This is a genomic window from Pseudomonas sp. Os17, assembly GCF_001547895.1.
Classification (GTDB): Bacteria; Pseudomonadota; Gammaproteobacteria; order Pseudomonadales; family Pseudomonadaceae; genus Aquipseudomonas.
The window spans coordinates 3,505,609-3,523,155 of sequence record NZ_AP014627.1; the positions used below are offsets into that span (position 1 = coordinate 3,505,609).

Here is a 17,547-nt window from a genome sequence, read left to right on the forward strand (position 1 = left end):
CATGAACCTCAAACAATCCCTCAAGCGCCTGCTCGGCAGCGCCTACCTGCACAGCCTGGCCCGGGTGCGCCTGAGCGACGCCGGGGTGGTGCTGATGCTGCACAGGGTGCTGGCCGACGACAGCGCCGCCAGCCTGCCCCATCGCGCCCCGCTGTGCGTTGGCCAGCAGCACTTCGAGCAGTTGCTGCGCTGGCTGCGGCGGCACTTCGACTGCGTGCCCCTGGAGCACCTGCTGGAGTTTCCCGGGGGCGCGCGGCCCCGGCTGGCCCTGACCTTCGACGACGGCTGGCGCGACAACGCCGAGGTCGCCTACCCGCTGCTGGAGCGCTACGAGATGCCGGCGAGCATCTTCCTGTCCACCGATTTCATCGGCAGCCGCCAGGGCTTCTGGTGGGAGTCCATCGGCGAAACCCTGTGGCAGCAGGCCGACAGGGCCGCGGCCCGGCCGCTGCTGGCCCAGTTGCGGGCGCTGGCCCTGACGCCGCCCGCCGAACTGTTGCAACCGGGCACCGGCCACGCCCGCAGCCGGCTCCTGGGCGAATACCTGCAACGCCTCAAGGGGCTGGCCCCGCACAGTCTGCAGGCCCTGGCCGACAGCTGCCCGGACGACCATGCGCCCCACAGCCTGGACTGGGCCCAGGTCAAGCACCTGGAACGTTCGGCGCTGGTGCGCTTCGGTCCCCACGGCGCCAGCCACGGGATTCTCACCCGGCTTGACGGCCCGGCACTGCGCGCCGACCTGCAACGCTCCCACGCCGCCCTGCAGGAACATTGCCGGGCACCGCTGGGGGTGTACTGCTACCCCAACGGCGATCACAACCCCGAGGTGCGCGCCGCGGTGGCCGAGCTGGGCTACCGCTACGCCCTGGGCACCCGCCCGGGGCTGATCGAGGCCGAGGGCAATCCGTGGCTGGCCCTGCCGCGCATCGACGTCAGCCAGGCCAGCGCCGCGCGCCCGGGGTTGCTGGCCTGGCGCCTGCTGCAGGGGGCCCGGGCATGAAGCGCGGCGGCTACCTCTGGCACCTGGCCCTGAGCATGGGCACGCGGCTGGCGATGATCGGCCTGCGCCTGCTGCGCAACGTGTTGCTGGCGCGCTTGCTGGGCCCCGCCGATCGTGGCCTGTTCGCCCTGCTCAGCACCCTGCCGGACCTGATCGCGGCCCTGACCAGCGGCGGCCTGAACACCGCCGTCGGCTATGAAGCGGCGCGCCAGCGCCCCATGGGCCTGCTGCTGACCCAAGTGCTGGTCTACGGCTGCCTGCTGGCCAGCCTGCTGACCCTGGCCGGGCTGGCCCTGCTGAACACCTGGGGCAGCAGCTGGGAACTGAGCCTGCAACTGGGCGACCTGGCGTGGCTGTTGTTGCTGGCGGTGCCGATCACCGTGCTCAAGAGCGGCCTCTTGACCCTGCACAACGCCGACGGTCGGGTCGAGGCCTTCAATGCCCTGCGCCTGCTGGAATCCCTGGTGCCGTTGCTGTTGTTTGTCGGCCTGTGGTGGATCTGGCGCGACCAGCCCCTGTCGGCGGCCCTGGTCAGCTGGCTGGGCGGCACCCTGCTGGTGGTGGTGGTCGGCTGGTGCTGGCTGCGCCGCTGGCATGACCTGCGCCTGCGCTGGCAGGCCGGTGAGCAAGGCAAGCTGCTGCGCTACAGCGCCCAGAGTCACCCGGGGGTGTTGTCGCAACAGTTGATGCTGCGCTCGGACTACCTGTTCATCGGCGCCCTGCTGGACCCCGCCGCGCTGGGCTGGTACGCCATGGCCAGCGCGGCTGCCGAGCTGCTGCTGATCATTCCCGAGGCGGTGACCACGCCGCTGATGAAACGCCTGCTGCAGCAAGGTGCGGGCATCGAAGAACTGACGGCCCTGGCCTTGCGCCTGACCGCCACGGTGATGCTCGGCGCCTGCCTGGGCATGGCGCTGATCGGCCAGTGGCTGATCGTCACCCTGTTCGGCGCCGCCTATGCCCCGGCCTATGACGCCCTGCTGGCGCTGCTGCCGGGGCTGTTCGGCCTGTGCTACGCGAGCATCCTGCGCCTGGACCTGTTGGGCAAACAGCGCCCCGGCACGCTGTCGCTGCTGCTGGCCGGTGGGGCCCTGCTGAACCTGGCCCTCAACGCGCTGCTGATCCCGCCATTGGGCATCGTCGGCGCCGGGCTGGCCTCGTCCATCGCCTATCTCGCGGTCAGCCTGGCCATGCTCGGCCTGTATTGCCGCCTCAGTGGTGTGGCCTGGTACCGCACCCTGATCCTGTTACCTGGAGACATCGTTTACGTGCGCCAGTTACTGCGCCCTAAGGAAAAGGCCCAATGAAACCCTGCTCCCTGCTCGCCGTGCTGCTGATCTCGGCGGCCGGCTCGCTGCACGCGGCCCCCCTGCAATGGGGCGATATCCGCGATGGCAGCCTCTACCTGCAAGCCAACGCCGACGACACCCTGAACCTGCGCTGGAGCCCGGCCTGGCAAAGCGACGCCAACCAGGAGCAGCTGTACCTGTTGCGCCCGGATGGCCAACTGCTGCAACAACTGGACATCCGCGCCGACCAGCCCTACGGCCAACGGGAAATCCAGCTGCCGGCGGCGCCGGGCGACTATCGCCTGCAAGTACCGGGCTACAGTTTTCGCAACTTCAAGGTCAGCCACGACAGTGCAACCCTGGCGCAGTTCGAACCGGCCAAGGTGCACTTCAGCGCCGACGTGCCAAGCGGCGTGGAACTTTACTTTCGCGTGCCCGCCGGGGCACAGGCGGTGCTGGCCGGCAAGTATTACGGCGGCGTCAGCGTGCTGCAGGCCACGCGCCTGAGTGACAACCAGGTGCTGCACCTGAAGCTGGAGGAACACTCGCAGTACGGCCAATTCGACCAGATCGCCCTGCCATCGGCCCAGCAGGATGAGGTCTGGCGCCTGTCCCTGGGCGGTTCCGGCAAGGCCGCTTTCTGGCTCGACGGCACGGCCAACCTGTTCGCCCAGGACCTGCGTCAGTTGCACCCACTGCAATGGACCCCGGGGCGGGTCGAACTGGACCTCAAGCCGCAGATGCGTGGTCCCAGCCCGCACCTGGGGATCGCCCTGCCCTATGCCGAACCGCCATCGTCGACCTTCGAGCTGCTGCGCGCCCTGGGCCCGCAGGCTGCCAACTTCTACAGTTTCGTCGATGTGATCCAGCAAGAACCCCAGCGGGAAATCACCTTTCGCCGGCTGTACCGCGAAGACTTCAAGATCGAGCGCGACATCACCTTGCTGGCCGGCACCGGCCGCCGGGCCGTGCTGGACGCCGACAGCGCCACCCTGGCCGGGCTCGACGCCTGGCTGGCGGACAGCGTGCGCCTGGGCAACCAGGGCCTGCATTACCTGGCCTTTGCCGACGAACCCAACCTCAACTTCCCCAGCTACGCAGCGTTTGCCGCCTATTTTGCGCAGATGCTGGAACACACCAAGGCCAACTCCGACGCCCGCGCCGCCGGAGTGCGCATTGCCATGCCGGTGAGTTCACGACTGCTGGACGGTCCCTTTCGCATTGGCGCCGGGCAACGCCGGGGCATCGACTGGGCCCGGCAATTGCTGGCCGAACACGGTGCTGACATCGATGCCCTGGCCTGGCACGAATGGATGGTCCGCGACCTGCTGGCCACCCGTCGCTATCGCACCAGCGTGCGCGCCGCCGCCGATCTGGTGGGGCTCGATGAGCAGGGCCGGCCACGCAAGGCGCTGCTGCTGAGCCAGACCAATATCTCCAGCGGCCCGGACCTGAGCCCCTATCAGCAGGACACCCACTACGCCGCCCTGTGGTGGACCTCGGTGGTGATCAACGCCTCCCAGGACGGCCTGCTGGACATGCTCAACTGGTTCCAGGCCGCCGACGAACCCGACTACCCCAAGGGCATGCTGGCCCAGCAGGATGCCCAGCGCTTCAGCCTCAAGCCGGTGGCCGTGGCCCAGCAGTTCATCCGGCAGCATTGGCTGGGCCAGGTCCAGGCCCTGGACAACCCGTCCTTTGAGGTGGATGCCCTGGCCCTGCGCGAAGGTCAGCGCCACAGCCTGCTGGGGGTGGCCAAGACGCCGCGCACGCAAAACGTCGAACTGGGCGACGCCACCATCTGCCAAGCGAGCCCCACCCTCGAACTGCTGGGCGCCGATGGCCGCAGCCGTCACACCGAGCTGCACTGCAGCGATGGCCGGGCCAGCTTCCAGCTGCCCGGTGAAACCCCTGTGTGCCTTGACCTGGAACACCCTATGAGTCGCTTGACCGGCCTGCTGGCCAAAATCCGCCGCAAGGGCCTGCGGGGCAGCCTGCGGGTATTGCGTGAACGCTTCTTCTATTACCACTGGGAGCTGTTGACCCTGGAACGGACCCTGGCCCTGCCGGTGCCCTGCCCCATCAGCCCCCAGCGCTGGCCCCAGGTGCCCATCACCCGGGAGCTGCTGCCGGCCTTCGACAAGTACTTCAAGGCCCAGTTGCCGGCGATTCGCGGCCTGCTGGACAAGGGCAGTCGCGGCAGCGCGCACCTGGATGAAGACGGCAACGTGATGATGATGGTCTGGGTCAGCGAGCGCGATTACTACGACGACCAGCTGTACCGCTGCTGGATGCGCATGCCCCCCGGCTGCCTGTACCAGTTCGCCGGTGAGTGCGCGCCGCCCTTTCGCGGCTCCGGGGTGGTGATCCTGGCGCAGAAGATGCTCTGGGACGAGTACCGCGAACGGGGCTTCAAGGCCACCCGGGCCCTGGTCAACGTGCGCAACGAGCCGGCGCTGAAGATGCACATGCGCCTGGGCTTCCAGGAAGTCGGGGAATCCCTGCATGTGCATTGCCTGTTGCGCTGCCTGCACTGGCATCGCCGCCGGCCCTATCACCAGCCCCGCCTGCAGCACTTGCGCCGCGGTCGCCTGGCCCAGGCCCCGGCCATCACTGACCATGAGAAGGAGCGTTCGTGAATCTGCGTTGGCAATGGTGCGCCAGCCTCGGCGCGCAAGACTTCCCCGCCGGGGCCTATGAACAACTGCGCCAGCAGGTCGAGGACGCTACGCCGTTCAATCGCCTGAGCTGGCTGCGGGGCGCGGAACAGGCCCTGCGACAGCAGCAGTTGCAGATTCTCCTGGGCTGGCAGGGCGAGCAGTTGCTGCTGTGCCTGCCGCTGATCCGTGGCCGCGAATCCCGGGCCGGGCTGAGGCTGCAGGTGGTGCGCCACCTGGGTCATCCCCTGAGCGACCGCCTGGCACTGCTGGTGGCCGAGGCCGGCCGTCCGGCCATGGCCGAGGCACTCAGGCAGATCCGCCGGCAACTGCCCCACGACCTGCTGCAACTGCATGAGCTGGTGGACGCCGACCGCCTGCTGGCGCCCTGGTGCCGGGCTAGCGGCTACAGCCAGTCGTCACTGAGCTGTCGCGTGCCGGAGCACCTGATCGTTGCCGCCGACGGCGAAGAACCCAGCGGCACCCTGCGCTACGAACTGCGCCGGGGCCGCAAGCGCTGCGCGGAAATCGACGCCCGGGTGGTTCGCCTGGACCCCGGGGCCGACGACATCGATCCACTGCTGGAGCGCCTGCGCGAAGTGGAGCAAGCCAGCTGGAAAGGTGCCGACGGCCTGGGGATCTTCTCCGGGCCTGAGCGCCAGCAATGGATGGGCACCGCGTTGCGCGGACTGGCCGCCGAAGGCTGCGTGCGGGTGGTGATGCTGGAGCACCAGGGGCGCTGCATCAGCTATCGCCTGGGCCTGCTGGAGCGCGGGCGCCTGTATGACTACAACATCGCCTTCCTCGCCGAGTACGCCAATCTGGGCAGTGGCCGGCTGCTGCTGGACGAGTGGATTCGCTGGGGGCTGGATGCCGGCTGGCAGTGGGTGGACGCCTCCCGGGTCAGCCTCAGTCGCTCCAGCCATCAACTGCACGAACGCATGAGCGGCCTGGTGTTGCAGCAACGCTGGAGCTTCTATTCCTGGCGCCCCCGGGGCTTGTTGCTGGGGCTCGCCGAACGCCTCTGGCTGCTGCTCAAACCGCGCCTCAAGGCCTGGCGCGAACGCCGCCAGGCCGATACCGCACAAGGAACCCGTCGATGAAACAGACCCTCAATGCGACCCGGGCAAACCGGGTCATCGTCAACGCCGACGATTTCGGCCTCGATCCGGACTACAACCAACTGACCCTGGAAGCCTTCAAGCGCGGGGTGATCAGCTCGGCGACCCTGATGGCCAACATGCCGGCCTTCGAGGACGCCTGTCGCCTGAGCCATGAACACGGGTTGCTGGGACGCATCGGCCTGCACTTCAACCTGACCTACGGCGCGCCCCTGAGCCAGGACATTGCCCGCCAGCCGCTGTTGTGCAATGCACGGGGGCAATTCGAGCTGAGCCTGCCACGCTCGGCCCTGCGCCTGTCGAAGGCCGCGGCCGACGCGGTATGGCAGGAACTGCAGGCACAGTGGCAACGCTGCCTCGACCAGGGCCTGCGGCCCAGCCATATCGACTCGCACCAGCATGTGCACAACCTGTGGCCAGTGGCGCCGATCGTCGCCCGCTTCGCCGCCCGGCAGGGGGTGCCTGTGCGCCTGGCGCGCAATGTCGGTGGCAATATCGGTCCGCTCAAGCGGATGTTCAAAAGCGCCTTGAACCGGCGCATCGCCTGGCTGGCGGGAGGCACGGTGCGTTGGGTGTGCACGCCCAGGGACTTGCTGGAGGGCTTTTGCCCGGCCGGCGTGGTGGAGGTGGTGGCTCACCCGACCCGCTTGGCCGACGGTGATTTCGGCGACGACTACCTGCCAGCCGGGCAATCCCTGGAGCAGTTGCTGAACCGCGCCCTGCCCCGGCATCAACGGATCGCCTACAGCGAACTGTGAAGCCGGATCGGGCGTGGCGTGAAAGCCGTCGATCGCCGGGCGTTATATAGGACGGGAACGAAATATTTCAAAATCTATCAATAGGATCTTAATGATAGATTAATCCTAAATAAGCACTCTATTTCGGAGCACACTGGCCCGGAACGCTTTTAGGGCTTCGTGCAGCGGGTTCAGCCCTCGGGCTGAACCGTCACTGTCTGTAATGGAGAACCACTATGAACACACGCAAGCGCTTTGCCCTGGCCGCCTTGGCCCTGTGCGGATTCACCGGCCTGGCCCAGGCCTCGGATGTCAACGTTGAAGTCGTGCCCTATCAGTACGGCATGCGCCTGGACGTCGCCAAGGTCATCTCAATGACCGAGCCGCCGACCAGTCGCTGCGAGGTGGTGACCGCCAATATGCGCTACATCAACAAGGCGGGAGAACTGGCGGAAATCTCCTACCAGAAGCACGCCCACGCCTGCATGTACGAAAACTGATGCGGCGTGCCGCCCAAGGGACCCGCCAAGGTGAGCGTTGTCAGGGGACCGCGCTCAATGGGCCCTGCGCTTGAGACCAGGCAGCCCGCCCGGGGCATTGGCCAGGTCGTAGCGCAATTCGGCGATCAGTTCGTTGATTTCCCGGCAGCCATTGAGCTGCGCAGCGTCGATGCCGCTGACCACCAGCTCGACCCGGTCGGTTTCATGGTCGCCATAGACCTTGACCGTCATCGACAGGTCCGGGCTCAGGGTGCATTGGCAGCGTTTGGGCAGAAAGCTGCTCTCAATGATGTTGCGCAGTTCCAGGGCAGATAAAAACATGCTGACGCTCTCCATCTATTCAACACGACCAGTCAATGGGCGAGTCCCTGCTGGTCGCGACATCCGTGTTCGTTAGCGATCCTGGCTCAGGTCCGTTTTGTCCTAACAGACGAAGCCAGGTTACAGAGTAGGCCGCTTTGGCGACCTTGCTAAATTCGATTTTGCTCTCAGTACCGGGGGTTTCGACTTTAAGCCGGCCATGGCAGGCGGTTGCGCGGCGGGTTTGCCGCCCCGCAGAATGCCCCGGTCTTGCTCAACAGCGTCGCCCGCTCCAAGAGTCACACCTGATACAACGCTGATCCTTGCCCTCGCCCGGAGTTCCCGCCTTGATTACCTGCCATGTCAAATACGTGATCGATCCCTACCAACTGGCCGAGTTCGAAGCCTATTCCAAAGCCTGGATCGCCGTGGTCAGGCGTTTGGGCGGCACCCACCATGGCTATTTCCTGCCCTCGGAAGGGGCCAGCAACATTGCCTATTGCCTGTTCAGCTTCCCGTCCCTGGCCGATTACGAAGCCTATCGCCAGAACGCCCTTAGCGATCCGGACAGCGTGGCCCTGGTGGCGTCGGTGATGGAGAAGAAATTCATCCTCAGTTACGAGCGCAGCTTCCTGCGTCCACTGCTCTCATAGGAAACGGCCGGGCGGCCTTCCGCTTGCCGGCGCACAGGCCGCAACGACGGGGGCCGCTCAGACGGGCGTCTGCGCTGGCAAGCCAGCGGCTAGGCCGGAATGCTGCTCAAGGCGGCGCGTTCGGCGACGTGGCGCAGGCTGTCGAAATTGATGTTGGCGCCGGAGTCGATGGCCACCAGGGTCTGGCCGCTGATGCCGCCCTGGGCCACGTACTGCTTGATCCCGGCCACCGCCAGCGCGCCGGACGGCTCGGTGATCGAGCGGGTGTCGTCGTAGATGTCCTTGATGGCGGCGCACAGCTGGTCGTTGCTGACGCTGATCACCTGGTCCACGTGATGCCGGCAGATCTGAAAACCGTGCTCGCCGATCTGCGCAACCGCGACGCCGTCGGCAAAGGTGCCCACCGTGGGCAAGACCACCCGCTCCCCCGCCGCCAATGCCTGCTGCAGGCAGTTGGAATGTTCTGACTCAACGCCCACGATGCGGATCTGTGGCTGCAGGTACTTGACGTAGGCGGCGATCCCGGCGATCAACCCGCCTCCGCCCACCGGGACGAAGATCGCATCCAGCGGCCCCGGGTGCTGGCGCAGGATCTCCATGGCCACGGTGCCCTGCCCGGCAATCACATGGGGGTCGTCAAAGGGCGAGACGAAGGTGCTCCCGGTGTGCTGGGCCAGGCTCAGGGCGTGGGCCAGGGCAAAGGGAAAACTCTCGCCATGCAGAATCGCCTCGGCGTCGCGGCTGCGCACTCCCAGCACCTTGAGTTCCGGGGTGCTGGCGGGCATCACGATGGTCGCCTTGATCCCCAGCTCCCGAGCGGCCAGGGCCACGCCCTGGGCATGATTGCCGGCGGACGCGGTGATCACCCCCCGCCGCTTCTGCTCCGGGGTGAGTTGCGCCAGGCGGTTGTAGGCACCACGGATCTTGAAGGAAAAGGTCGGCTGCAGGTCCTCGCGCTTGAGCAGGATCTGATTGCCCAGCCGCTGCGACAGCGCGGGGGCGGCCTGCAGCGGCGTGCAGATCGCCAGGTCGTACACCGGTGCGGCGAGGATCATCTTCACGTAGCGCTCCAGCAAGGCCATGTCGGCGCTGGGCAAAGGGGTACTGGCAAGACGGCTGGGGTGATTCACGAGGGTGCTCCTGGCTGTGTTCGGAGCCCGGGAGACAGAGAGAAAAAACCCGCCTCCAGGGCGGGTTGGGTGCAGTCGTCAGCAAGCCCGCCAATCAGGAATGGCGGTAATAATGCTTGGCTGGGAACGATAGGCAGAAAAAGTCATGGACCGGAAACTAACCGCGCCGGCCCCTGGCGGTCAATGCTTTTCTCCGAGACTGACACCCAACACCACAGCTCCTGCTCCCTCCTGCTCACCGCTTACCGCTTACCGCTTACCGCTTGCAGCTTGCAGCTTGCAGCTTGCAGCTTGCAGCTGATTATACGAAACATATACGATTCATATATTTGCTCAAGGGAGCCCCCAAACATGGGCATCGTCAAGATCTCCGATGAACTGCACCAGCAGATCCGCGTGGCCAGCGCCGCCATGGATCGCTCGATCAACGCCCAGGCCGAGTTCTGGATCAAGATCGGCCTGCTGGCCGAGCTCAACCCGCACCTGGCCTACAACGACCTGATCAACAAGTTGCTGCTCAACAAGACCGATCTGCTCAGGGGGCAGGCATGACCCCGGCATTGATCAAGACTCCGGAACAACTGGCGCTGATGCGCGAATCCGGGCGGCTGCTGGCCGAGGTGTTCAGTTTCCTCGACGGCTTTGTCGGCGCTGGCCTGTCCACCCTGGAGCTGGACAGCGCGGTGGAGCACTTCATCCGCCACCAGCTCAAGGCGCGCCCGGCCAGCAAGGGCCAGTACAACTACCCCTATTGCATCAACACCTCGATCAACGAGGTGGTGTGCCACGGCATGCCCGACGCCAGGGCCGTGCTCAAGGACGGCGACATCGTCAACATCGACATCACCCTGGAAAAGAACGGCTACATCGCCGACTCCAGCAAGATGTACCTGATCGGCGAGGTCGGCCCCAAGGCCAGGCGCCTGGTGGACACCACCTTCGAGGCCATGTGGGCGGCGATCAAGGTGGTGCGCCCCGGCGCTCGCCTCGGCGATATCGGCCATGCCATCCAGGCCCACGCCGAGGCCAAGGGCTACAGCGTGGTGCGCGAATACTGCGGCCACGGCATCGGTCGGCAGATGCACGAGGAGCCGCAGATCCTGCACTTCGGTCGTCCCGGCACCGGTCTGGAACTGCGTGAAGGCATGGTCTTCACCATCGAACCCATGCTCAACCAGGGCAGCGCCCGGGTCCGCGGGCTCAAGGACGGCTGGACCGTGGTGACCCGCGACAACGGCCTCTCGGCCCAGTGGGAGCACACGGTGGCGGTGACCCGCGACGGCTTTGAGGTGCTGACCCTGCAGCCGCAGTAAGCCTCATCCGGCCCGGTCACTGTGGCCGGTGAGCCGACGCAGCCCCAGGGACATGCCGGCCGCCGCCAGCAGCATGGCCAGCAGCAACAGCGAATAGGCGATCCACCACGGCGTGCCGGCGGTCATCATGCTGAACTCGGACATGCCGCCAATGCTGGCAATCAGGTTCAGCGGCAGGAACACCACATTGATCAGCGTCAGCTTGCGCAGCAGCTTGTTGGTGCTGTTGTTCATCAGGTTGCCCCGGGCGTCCATCAACCCGGCAAACACCGTGGAGTAGATTTCCGCCTGCTTGTAACACTGGTTGTTCTCGATGATCAGGTCGTCGATCAGGCCAACCGCCTGCGGGCCGAAACGCTCCTTTTCGGCATGGTTGCGCAGGCGGGTCAGCAGCGCGCCGTTGCTGTGCAGGGCATTGAGGTAATAGATCAGGCTCTCGCTCAGGTTGAACATCTGCATCAGGTGGCGGTTTTCCATCGAGCTGTTGAACTTGTGCTGCAGCTCCCGGGCCACCAGCTTGATCACCTTGAGGTGCCCCAGGTAGTGATGGATGTTGTTGAGCAACAGGTCCAGCAGCACGTCCAGCGGGCTGTGCAGATGATGCCGCGCCCCCAGGCCCAGCAGTGGCGTGTCGTCGGGGGCGATCACCAGCAGCCGGTCGGGGCAGAACAGCAGGCCGCAGGACGACACTTCGAAGGACAGGCTGCCGCCACCGGAATAGTTTTCCGGCCGCTTCCAGATCAGGAACAGGTAATCGGGATGGAATTCGATGCGCGACACTTCGTCCGGGTCCAGCGCCGAGGCCAGGGCGTGCTCGTCGAGCTTGAAGGCGCTGTGCAACAGCTCGCGCTCCGCCAGGTCCGGGTTGCTGAACAGCATGACCTGGGCCTCCCCTGCCGGTGCCGCCTGCAATCTGCCCAGGTCCAGCCGATAGCTGTGGAGCATCGCCGCCTCACCAGGCCTGGCCGCGACGCTTGAGTTCCAGGCGGCGGACGAATTCCTCCAGCACCAGGGAGTACAGGTCGTCCTGCAGGTAGGCGTCCTCGATGCCGGCATCGAGGTTGGGGTTGTCGTTGACCTCGATCACCACCACCTTGTCCCCGGACTGCTTGAGGTCGACCCCGTACAGCCCGTCGCCGATCAGGTTGGCAGTCTTCACTGCCAGCTCCACCACCGCCCGCGGTGCTTCGTGGACCGCCAGGGTGCGGCACTCGCCGTTGATGTCCTGGCCCTTGGCCTTGTGGTTGTAGATCTGCCAGTGGCCCTTGGACATGAAGTACTGGCAGGCAAAGATCGGCTTGCGGTTGAGCACGCCGATGCGCCAGTCGTACTCGGTGTAGAAGAACTCCTGGGCCAGCAGCAGCACCGAGTGCTCGAACAGTTCGGCGGTGGCCGCCAGCAGCGCCTGCTGGCTCTCGACCTTGATCACCCCCCGGGAGAAGCAGCCGTCGGGAATCTTCAGCACCAGGGGAAAGCCCAGGCGTTCGCCCACTCGCTCGAAATCCTCCGGTCGCTCCTTGTAGAGAATCTCGGTGGCGGGCATGCCCAGTTGATGGCCCTTGAGCAGGTCGGTGAGATAGACCTTGTTGGTGCAGCGCAGGATCGAGGTCGGATCGTCCATCACCACCAGCCCTTCGCTCTCGGCCTTCTTGGCAAAGCGGTAGGTGTGGTTGTCGACGCTGGTGGTTTCGCGGATCAGCAACGCGTCGTATTCGGCCAGCCGCGAGTAGTCCTTCTTCTCGATCAGCTCCACGTCGATACCCAGGCCCTTGCCAACCCGGATAAAACTCTCCAGCGCCCGGGCATTGGAAGGCGGCAGCGCTTCATGGGGATCGTGGAGTATCGCCAGGTCATAACGGGCCAGTTGCCGGGATCGCGGCACCCGCCAGACTTTGCGGCTGAAACTGTCCAGCGAGTTGGCAAACTGGTCTTCCTGATCGTCGCGCAACTTGTGCAAGGCACCGGACTTCACGCCTTCGATATGCCAACTGTCAGTTCTCTTGAAATCAACTAACAGGATCGGACAGGGAAACAGTTCAAACAACTGGCGGGCCAACTCCTGCAATGGCTCGATATGTGTCCTGCCGAAGTAAAGGGTCAAGGTGAAGCCTTCGGTATCACTGTAAAGGTGATTGCTCAGGGCCTTTTCCAGGGTCTTGTCCAGGTCGTCCAGAGCCAGTCCGTAAAGGGCCTTGCGGGTCAGTTCGCTGATCGTGCGCACCGAGGGAATGACCCGGTGGCCGCGGGCTTCGGCCAGCAACGAGCAGTAGTAGCCGTGCCCCAGGTACTTGTAGCTGCGGCACAGGTTGATCACCTGGACCCGTTTTCCCGGCACACTTTCGCGGCTTTGTTCGAGGTATTCATGGGCCGTGAGAATGTCTTCGCTGGGAAAGTAAGAGGCCCAATCTTCCTTGCGTTCGACAATGATGATGACTTGACTTGAAGTTCTGCCCAGTGGGGAAAAATAACTTGTCGAAGTGATTGTCGCCGGCAAACTTTGCTCGGATACTTCTCGCCAATGACCTTGTACCGCTGACATAAAGTTCGCTCTCGCTTTAGAACCTGACCCTTTCTATTAAGCACGAACTTTTTTTGAAGTCTCGTTTCGTTACGCAACTTTTACGGCGGTTATATGGATCTTGTCTTTCGCACTGCAACCCCCGACGATCTGCCGGCGCTGGTGGCCCTGGAACAGCAATGTTTCACCAGCGACCGGCTGACCCCGCGCAGCTTCCAGTGGATGATCAACCGCGCCCACGGGCAACTGCTGGTGGCCGAACATCAGGGGCGCGTGCTGGGCTATGCCCTGGTGCTGTTTCATCGCGGCACCTCCCTGGCGCGCCTGTACTCCATCGCCATTGCCGAGGACGCCCGGGGGCTGGGCCTGGGCAAACGCCTGCTGCAACGGATCGAGGCCTGCGCCCTGGCCCATGACTGCGCCTATCTGCGCCTGGAGGTCCGCACCGACAATCCGGCGGCGCTGGCCTTGTACGAACGCCATGGCTACCGGCGCTTTGCCCGGATCCACGACTACTACGAAGACCACGCCGATGCCCTGCGCCTGGAAAAGCGCATCCTCCAGCACCGCGAAACCCGCAGCATCCGCGTGCCTTACTACCAGCAGACCACCGACTTCACCTGCGGCCCGGCCTGCCTGTTGATGGCCATGGCCGCGCTGCAACCCTCGCGCCCGCTGGAGCGGCGCGAGGAACTGCAGATCTGGCGTGAAGCCACCACAGTGTTCATGACCTCGGGCCACGGCGGCTGCAGCCCCCAGGGCCTGGCGCTGGCTGCCTGGCGCCGGGGCTTTGCGGTGCGCCTGCAGGTCAACAGCGCCGGGCCGTTGTTTCTCAATGGCGTGCGTGACGAGCATAAAAAGGACGTCATGCGCCTGGTCCACGACGAGTTCTGCAGGGAACTGGACGCCAGCGAGGTGCAGCAGGTACTGGGAGGACCGCTGGACCTGCCCAAGCGCCTCAGTGAAGGCGGCCAGCCCCTGGTGCTGATCAGCAGCTACCGCCTGACCCGTTCCAAGGCCCCCCACTGGGTGATAGTCACCGACTGCGACGACGACTTCGTCTACCTGCACGATCCGGATGTGGACCACAGTCAGCACCGCCAGCCCATGGACTGCCAGCACCTGCCGGTGAGCCATGGCAAGTTCGACAAGATGTGCAGTTTTGGCAGCAGCAAGCTGCGGGCCGCGGTGATCCTCTCCTCCTCGCGCCCCTAGGCGCAGGAGCCGGCTGGCCGGCGAAGCGGTCCTTGAGCCTGGTGCTGTGCTCGCCGACGCTTTCGCTGGCCAGCCAGCTCCTGCGCTTGGAGGTGTTGGGGCGGATTATTCCAGGCCAACCTTGTACAGGCCGCCCTGATCCTCGTCGGTGAGGATGTACAGATAACCGTCCGGCCCCTGGCGCACGTCGCGAATGCGCGCCTTGAGGTCCCCCAGCAGACGCTCTTCATGGACGACTCGGTCGCCATCGAATTGCAGGCGGATCAGTTCGCGGCTGGCCAGGGCGCCGATGAACAGGTTGTGCTGCCAGGGCTTGAAGCGATCGGCGTCGTAGAAGGCCATGCCGCTGATGCCGGGAGACTTTTCCCAGACATGATGCGGGGCCACGGTGCCCGGGACCGTCTGGCCCGAGGCCTCTGGGATCGGCTGGCCGGAATAGTTGACCCCGTGGGTCGCCAGGGGCCAGCCGTAATTCTTGCCGCGCTCGATCAGGTTGATCTCGTCGCCGCCCTTGGGCCCGTGCTCGTTCTCCCACAGGGTGCCGCTCCAGGGATTGAGCACCGCGCCCTGGGGGTTGCGGTGGCCGAAACTCCAGATCTCCGGCCGCACCCCGGCCTGGCCGACAAAGGGGTTGTCGTCCGGCACCCGGCCATCGGCATACAGACGCACGATCTTGCCCTGAAGCTTGTCCAGGTCCTGCGCGGTGGCCCGGTTGTTGTTCTCCCCCAGGGTGATGAACAGGTAGCCGTCACGGTCGAACACCAGCCGTGAACCGAAGTGATTGCCGGTGGACAGCTTGGGCTCCTGGCGGAAGATCACCTGGAAATCCTTGAGCCCGCTCAGGTCGTCGCTCAAGCGTCCGCGCCCCACGGCGGTGCCGGCAGTCCCGCCCTCGCCACCGCCCTCGGCGTAGGACAGGTACACCAGGCGGTCCTGCTTGAAGTCCGGCGACAGTGCCACGTCGAGCAAGCCGCCCTGGCCATTGGCCCAGACCTTGGGCACCCCGCTCAACGGCGCCGACAGCTTGCCGTCCGGGCTCACCACCCGCAGGTTGCCGGGACGTTCGGTGACCAGCAGGCCCTGGCGATCCGGCAGGAATGCCAGGGCCCAGGGATGCTGCAGACCTTGCACCACCGGGGTCAGGCTGAGACGGCCCTGCTCACTGGCAAAGGACTGGGCACTGGCCGCCGCAGCGGGCAAGGCACCGCCCAGCAGAACGCTGGCGCACAAGGTGGCGAATAGGGTTTTACGCAACATGCTCGCTTCCTTCTATGGCTCAAGAGAATCCCTGGCGAGCCGCACCGCAGCGGCCGCCCATCCAGCAAGACAGCTCAGCGCCGGTTGCTGTTGTCGTTATCGATGTTTCGAGGACTTTGCACCCGCGGGTCGGGGTTTGGCCGCTGCACCCCGCCACGTGGATAGCCGTTGCCGATACCGCCGTTCTCCAGGGTCGGCGGCCGGCCAATGGGCGCGGTGCCGGGGCCGCGTACCGGCGGAGTGGCACTGCGGGTGCCCTGCATGCTGTTGGGATTGGCCCGGCGAATGGGGTTGCTGTAGGGGTCGTTGTTGCCGCTGTTGGGCAGGTTTTGCGCCAGCTGCACGGAACCTGGCAGGGCGTTGAAAGGAGGCGTTTCAGGGCTGGCGGCCCAGGCAGTGCCGCTGGCCCAAGCCAGCGTGATCAATGCGGCAAAGCCGCGAGCCAGACTGTTCATGACAAGCCTCCTGAGGAGCGACAAGGTATCGAATACGATTCCACGCTACGCCCAGGGTTCGGCTTTGTTAATTAAATAATCCTGCAGAACGTAACACCCGATGTCCGCGGGCTTGCCGGCGAAGAGGCCGCCGAGCCCGGCCGCAGGCTTGAGGGGGCGTTGGCTGGCAAGCCAGCTCCCGCACCGGCCTGCGACCGGAAACCGCTGCCGGCCGAGTGCCGGCCGGGTCGATCAGATGTAGATGAACAGCAGCAGCAATGCAGCGAAGATCGCCCACTTTTCCAGGTAGTAGCGGGTGCGGTTGCGCTTCTTCAACTCCTTGCCCCGCAGGCGGATCTTGTACAGCTTGTTGAAGGCGCGGTTGAGGCCACCGGTCTTGTCCCCGGCGTCGTTGGGCGAGCCGGCGGCGGACATCACGGTGCGGCTGAACCAGCGGTTGAACGCCGCGGCCCAGCGATACTTCATCGGCCGCTCGACGTCGCAGAACAGAATGATGCGGTTCTGCTCGGTGGTGTTTTCCGCGTAGTGGATGTAAGTCTCGTCGAACATCACCGCTTCGCCGTCGCGCCAGTGATAGCGCTCGCCGTCGACTTCGATGAAGCAGCCCTCGTTGTTCGGCGTGGACAGCCCCAGGTGATAGCGGTAGGACCCGGCGTAGGGGTCGCGGTGGCGCACCAGGCGCGAACCCGGAGGCAACTCGGCGAACATGGCCGCCTTGATCGAACCGATGCTCTGCACCAGTTCAGTGGTGCGCGGGCACAGTTTCATCGCCGAAGGGTGGCTGTCGCCGTACCACTTCAGGTAGAAGCGCTTCCAGCCGGTCTTGAAGAACGAATTGAAACCCACGTCGTTGTACTGGTCCGAGCGCTTGATCTCCCCGGCCTGCAACAGTTGCTGACCTTCGGCGCGGATCTCTTCCCAGTGTTCCTGCAACTTGTTCATCTCGGGGAAGTCGGCCGGGTCCAGGTAGGGCCGGTTGGGAAACTTGGAGAACAGATAAAGGAAGCAGTTGATGGGGGCCAGGAAGGTCGAGTGATCGCTGAGTTGGCGTCCCAGTTTATGGCGCACGCGCCCCCGCAGGTGTACGTACGCAATGGATAAAACGTATACAGCGGCAATGATGAGTTTCACGGAAATCGTCACACGTCAGAAGAGAACATGCTGCGCCCCTGAAAGCCCGGAGGGCCAAAGGCAAATGGCAGCGTCTGAGTTGAAAAAAGCGTGATCGGCGAAGGTTTCCATCGCCGATCCGACCCTCGGCATCTGGCCGTCGGCTGGCATTTTAGCCACAGTTTGTAACCAAGGGTTAACTCAAATTTGTGAAAAGCTGCGCTACTTCTGTAGAAAATTGCCGGTATCGGGTGAGGTTTTGATGCAGCGCAACAAAACCCTCTGCAGCCCT

16 protein-coding genes and 2 pseudogenes are annotated in these 17,547 nt (G+C 64.9%); 11 read left to right on the top strand and 7 right to left on the bottom strand.

What is annotated here, in order from left to right; translation table 11 throughout:
- The first annotated feature begins 1 nt into the window (after nucleotide 1).
- From POS17_RS15285 to POS17_RS15315, 7 genes and pseudogenes are all read left to right on the top strand, one after another.
- Nucleotides 2-1,000, top strand: coding sequence for a polysaccharide deacetylase family protein (locus POS17_RS15285; protein ID WP_060839349.1), 999 nt, complete (start codon nucleotides 2-4; stop codon nucleotides 998-1,000).
- Nucleotides 997-2,307 (top strand): lipopolysaccharide biosynthesis protein, encoded by a 1,311-nt coding sequence (locus tag POS17_RS15290; protein WP_060839350.1) that lies wholly within the window; start codon nucleotides 997-999, stop codon nucleotides 2,305-2,307. The genes POS17_RS15285 and POS17_RS15290 overlap by 4 nt, the downstream gene beginning before the upstream one ends.
- Nucleotides 2,304-4,230: pseudogene (locus POS17_RS15295) on the top strand (hypothetical protein). The gene POS17_RS15290 and the pseudogene POS17_RS15295 overlap by 4 nt, the downstream one beginning before the upstream one ends.
- Nucleotides 4,227-4,928, top strand: coding sequence for a GNAT family N-acetyltransferase (locus POS17_RS32725; RefSeq protein ID WP_060839351.1), 702 nt, complete (start codon nucleotides 4,227-4,229; stop codon nucleotides 4,926-4,928). The pseudogene POS17_RS15295 and the gene POS17_RS32725 overlap by 4 nt, the downstream one beginning before the upstream one ends.
- Nucleotides 4,925-6,049: a GNAT family N-acetyltransferase gene (locus POS17_RS15305; RefSeq protein WP_060839352.1), complete on the top strand. Its 1,125-nt coding sequence runs from the start codon at nucleotides 4,925-4,927 to the stop codon at nucleotides 6,047-6,049. The genes POS17_RS32725 and POS17_RS15305 overlap by 4 nt, the downstream gene beginning before the upstream one ends.
- Nucleotides 6,046-6,825, top strand: a complete 780-nt coding sequence (locus POS17_RS15310) for a ChbG/HpnK family deacetylase (RefSeq protein WP_060839353.1) — start codon at nucleotides 6,046-6,048, stop codon at nucleotides 6,823-6,825. The genes POS17_RS15305 and POS17_RS15310 overlap by 4 nt, the downstream gene beginning before the upstream one ends.
- A gap of 215 nt (nucleotides 6,826-7,040) precedes the next feature.
- Nucleotides 7,041-7,304: a DUF2790 domain-containing protein gene (locus tag POS17_RS15315; RefSeq protein WP_047304506.1), complete on the top strand. Its 264-nt coding sequence runs from the start codon at nucleotides 7,041-7,043 to the stop codon at nucleotides 7,302-7,304.
- Nucleotides 7,305-7,358: 54 nt separating this feature from the next.
- On the opposite strand, the gene POS17_RS15320 is transcribed toward POS17_RS15315, so the two are convergent.
- Nucleotides 7,359-7,625 carry a DUF1652 domain-containing protein gene (locus tag POS17_RS15320; RefSeq protein WP_060839354.1) on the bottom strand — a complete coding sequence of 89 codons (267 nt, stop codon included), beginning with the start codon at nucleotides 7,623-7,625 and terminating at the stop codon, nucleotides 7,359-7,361.
- Nucleotides 7,626-7,951: 326 nt separating this feature from the next.
- Here POS17_RS15320 and POS17_RS15325 point away from each other — a divergent pair, with 326 nt between their 5' ends.
- On the top strand, nucleotides 7,952-8,257 hold the full coding sequence (locus POS17_RS15325; RefSeq protein WP_060839355.1) for an NIPSNAP family protein: 306 nt from the start codon (nucleotides 7,952-7,954) through the stop codon (nucleotides 8,255-8,257).
- 107 nt (nucleotides 8,258-8,364) lie between these two features.
- Here the strand turns inward: POS17_RS15325 and ilvA are convergent.
- Nucleotides 8,365-9,339: pseudogene (ilvA, locus tag POS17_RS15330) on the bottom strand (threonine ammonia-lyase, biosynthetic); the annotation flags it as partial.
- Nucleotides 9,340-9,738: 399 nt separating this feature from the next.
- On the opposite strand from ilvA, the gene POS17_RS15335 reads away from it, so the two are divergent.
- Both POS17_RS15335 and map read left to right on the top strand, forming a co-directional pair.
- Complete coding sequence (locus tag POS17_RS15335; protein WP_047304509.1) at nucleotides 9,739-9,939, top strand: ParD-like family protein; 201 nt, start codon at nucleotides 9,739-9,741, stop codon at nucleotides 9,937-9,939.
- Nucleotides 9,936-10,700, top strand: coding sequence for a type I methionyl aminopeptidase (gene map / locus POS17_RS15340; protein WP_060839356.1), 765 nt, complete (start codon nucleotides 9,936-9,938; stop codon nucleotides 10,698-10,700). The genes POS17_RS15335 and map overlap by 4 nt, the downstream gene beginning before the upstream one ends.
- Nucleotides 10,701-10,703: 3 nt before the next feature.
- Here the strand turns inward: map and POS17_RS15345 are convergent, their stop codons facing one another.
- Together POS17_RS15345 and POS17_RS15350 are read right to left on the bottom strand one after the other, a co-directional pair.
- Nucleotides 10,704-11,645 (bottom strand): magnesium transporter CorA family protein, encoded by a 942-nt coding sequence (locus POS17_RS15345; protein WP_060839357.1) that lies wholly within the window; start codon nucleotides 11,643-11,645, stop codon nucleotides 10,704-10,706.
- 7 nt (nucleotides 11,646-11,652) lie between these two features.
- Nucleotides 11,653-13,239 carry a RimK family protein gene (locus tag POS17_RS15350; protein ID WP_060839358.1) on the bottom strand — a complete coding sequence of 529 codons (1,587 nt, stop codon included), beginning with the start codon at nucleotides 13,237-13,239 and terminating at the stop codon, nucleotides 11,653-11,655.
- Between the two features lie 93 nt (nucleotides 13,240-13,332).
- Here POS17_RS15350 and rimI point away from each other — a divergent pair, with 93 nt between their 5' ends.
- On the top strand, nucleotides 13,333-14,433 hold the full coding sequence (gene rimI / locus POS17_RS15355; RefSeq protein WP_060839359.1) for a ribosomal protein S18-alanine N-acetyltransferase: 1,101 nt from the start codon (nucleotides 13,333-13,335) through the stop codon (nucleotides 14,431-14,433).
- Between the two features lie 105 nt (nucleotides 14,434-14,538).
- Here the strand turns inward: rimI and POS17_RS15360 are convergent, their stop codons facing one another.
- The 3 genes from POS17_RS15360 to lpxO form a co-directional block, all read right to left on the bottom strand.
- Complete coding sequence (locus tag POS17_RS15360; RefSeq protein WP_060839360.1) at nucleotides 14,539-15,690, bottom strand: PQQ-dependent sugar dehydrogenase; 1,152 nt, start codon at nucleotides 15,688-15,690, stop codon at nucleotides 14,539-14,541.
- 74 nt (nucleotides 15,691-15,764) lie between these two features.
- Nucleotides 15,765-16,145 (bottom strand): hypothetical protein, encoded by a 381-nt coding sequence (locus POS17_RS15365; protein ID WP_060839361.1) that lies wholly within the window; start codon nucleotides 16,143-16,145, stop codon nucleotides 15,765-15,767.
- A gap of 231 nt (nucleotides 16,146-16,376) precedes the next feature.
- Complete coding sequence (gene lpxO, locus POS17_RS15370) at nucleotides 16,377-17,276, bottom strand: lipid A hydroxylase LpxO (RefSeq protein ID WP_060839362.1); 900 nt, start codon at nucleotides 17,274-17,276, stop codon at nucleotides 16,377-16,379.
- Between the last annotated feature and the right edge of the window lie 271 nt (nucleotides 17,277-17,547).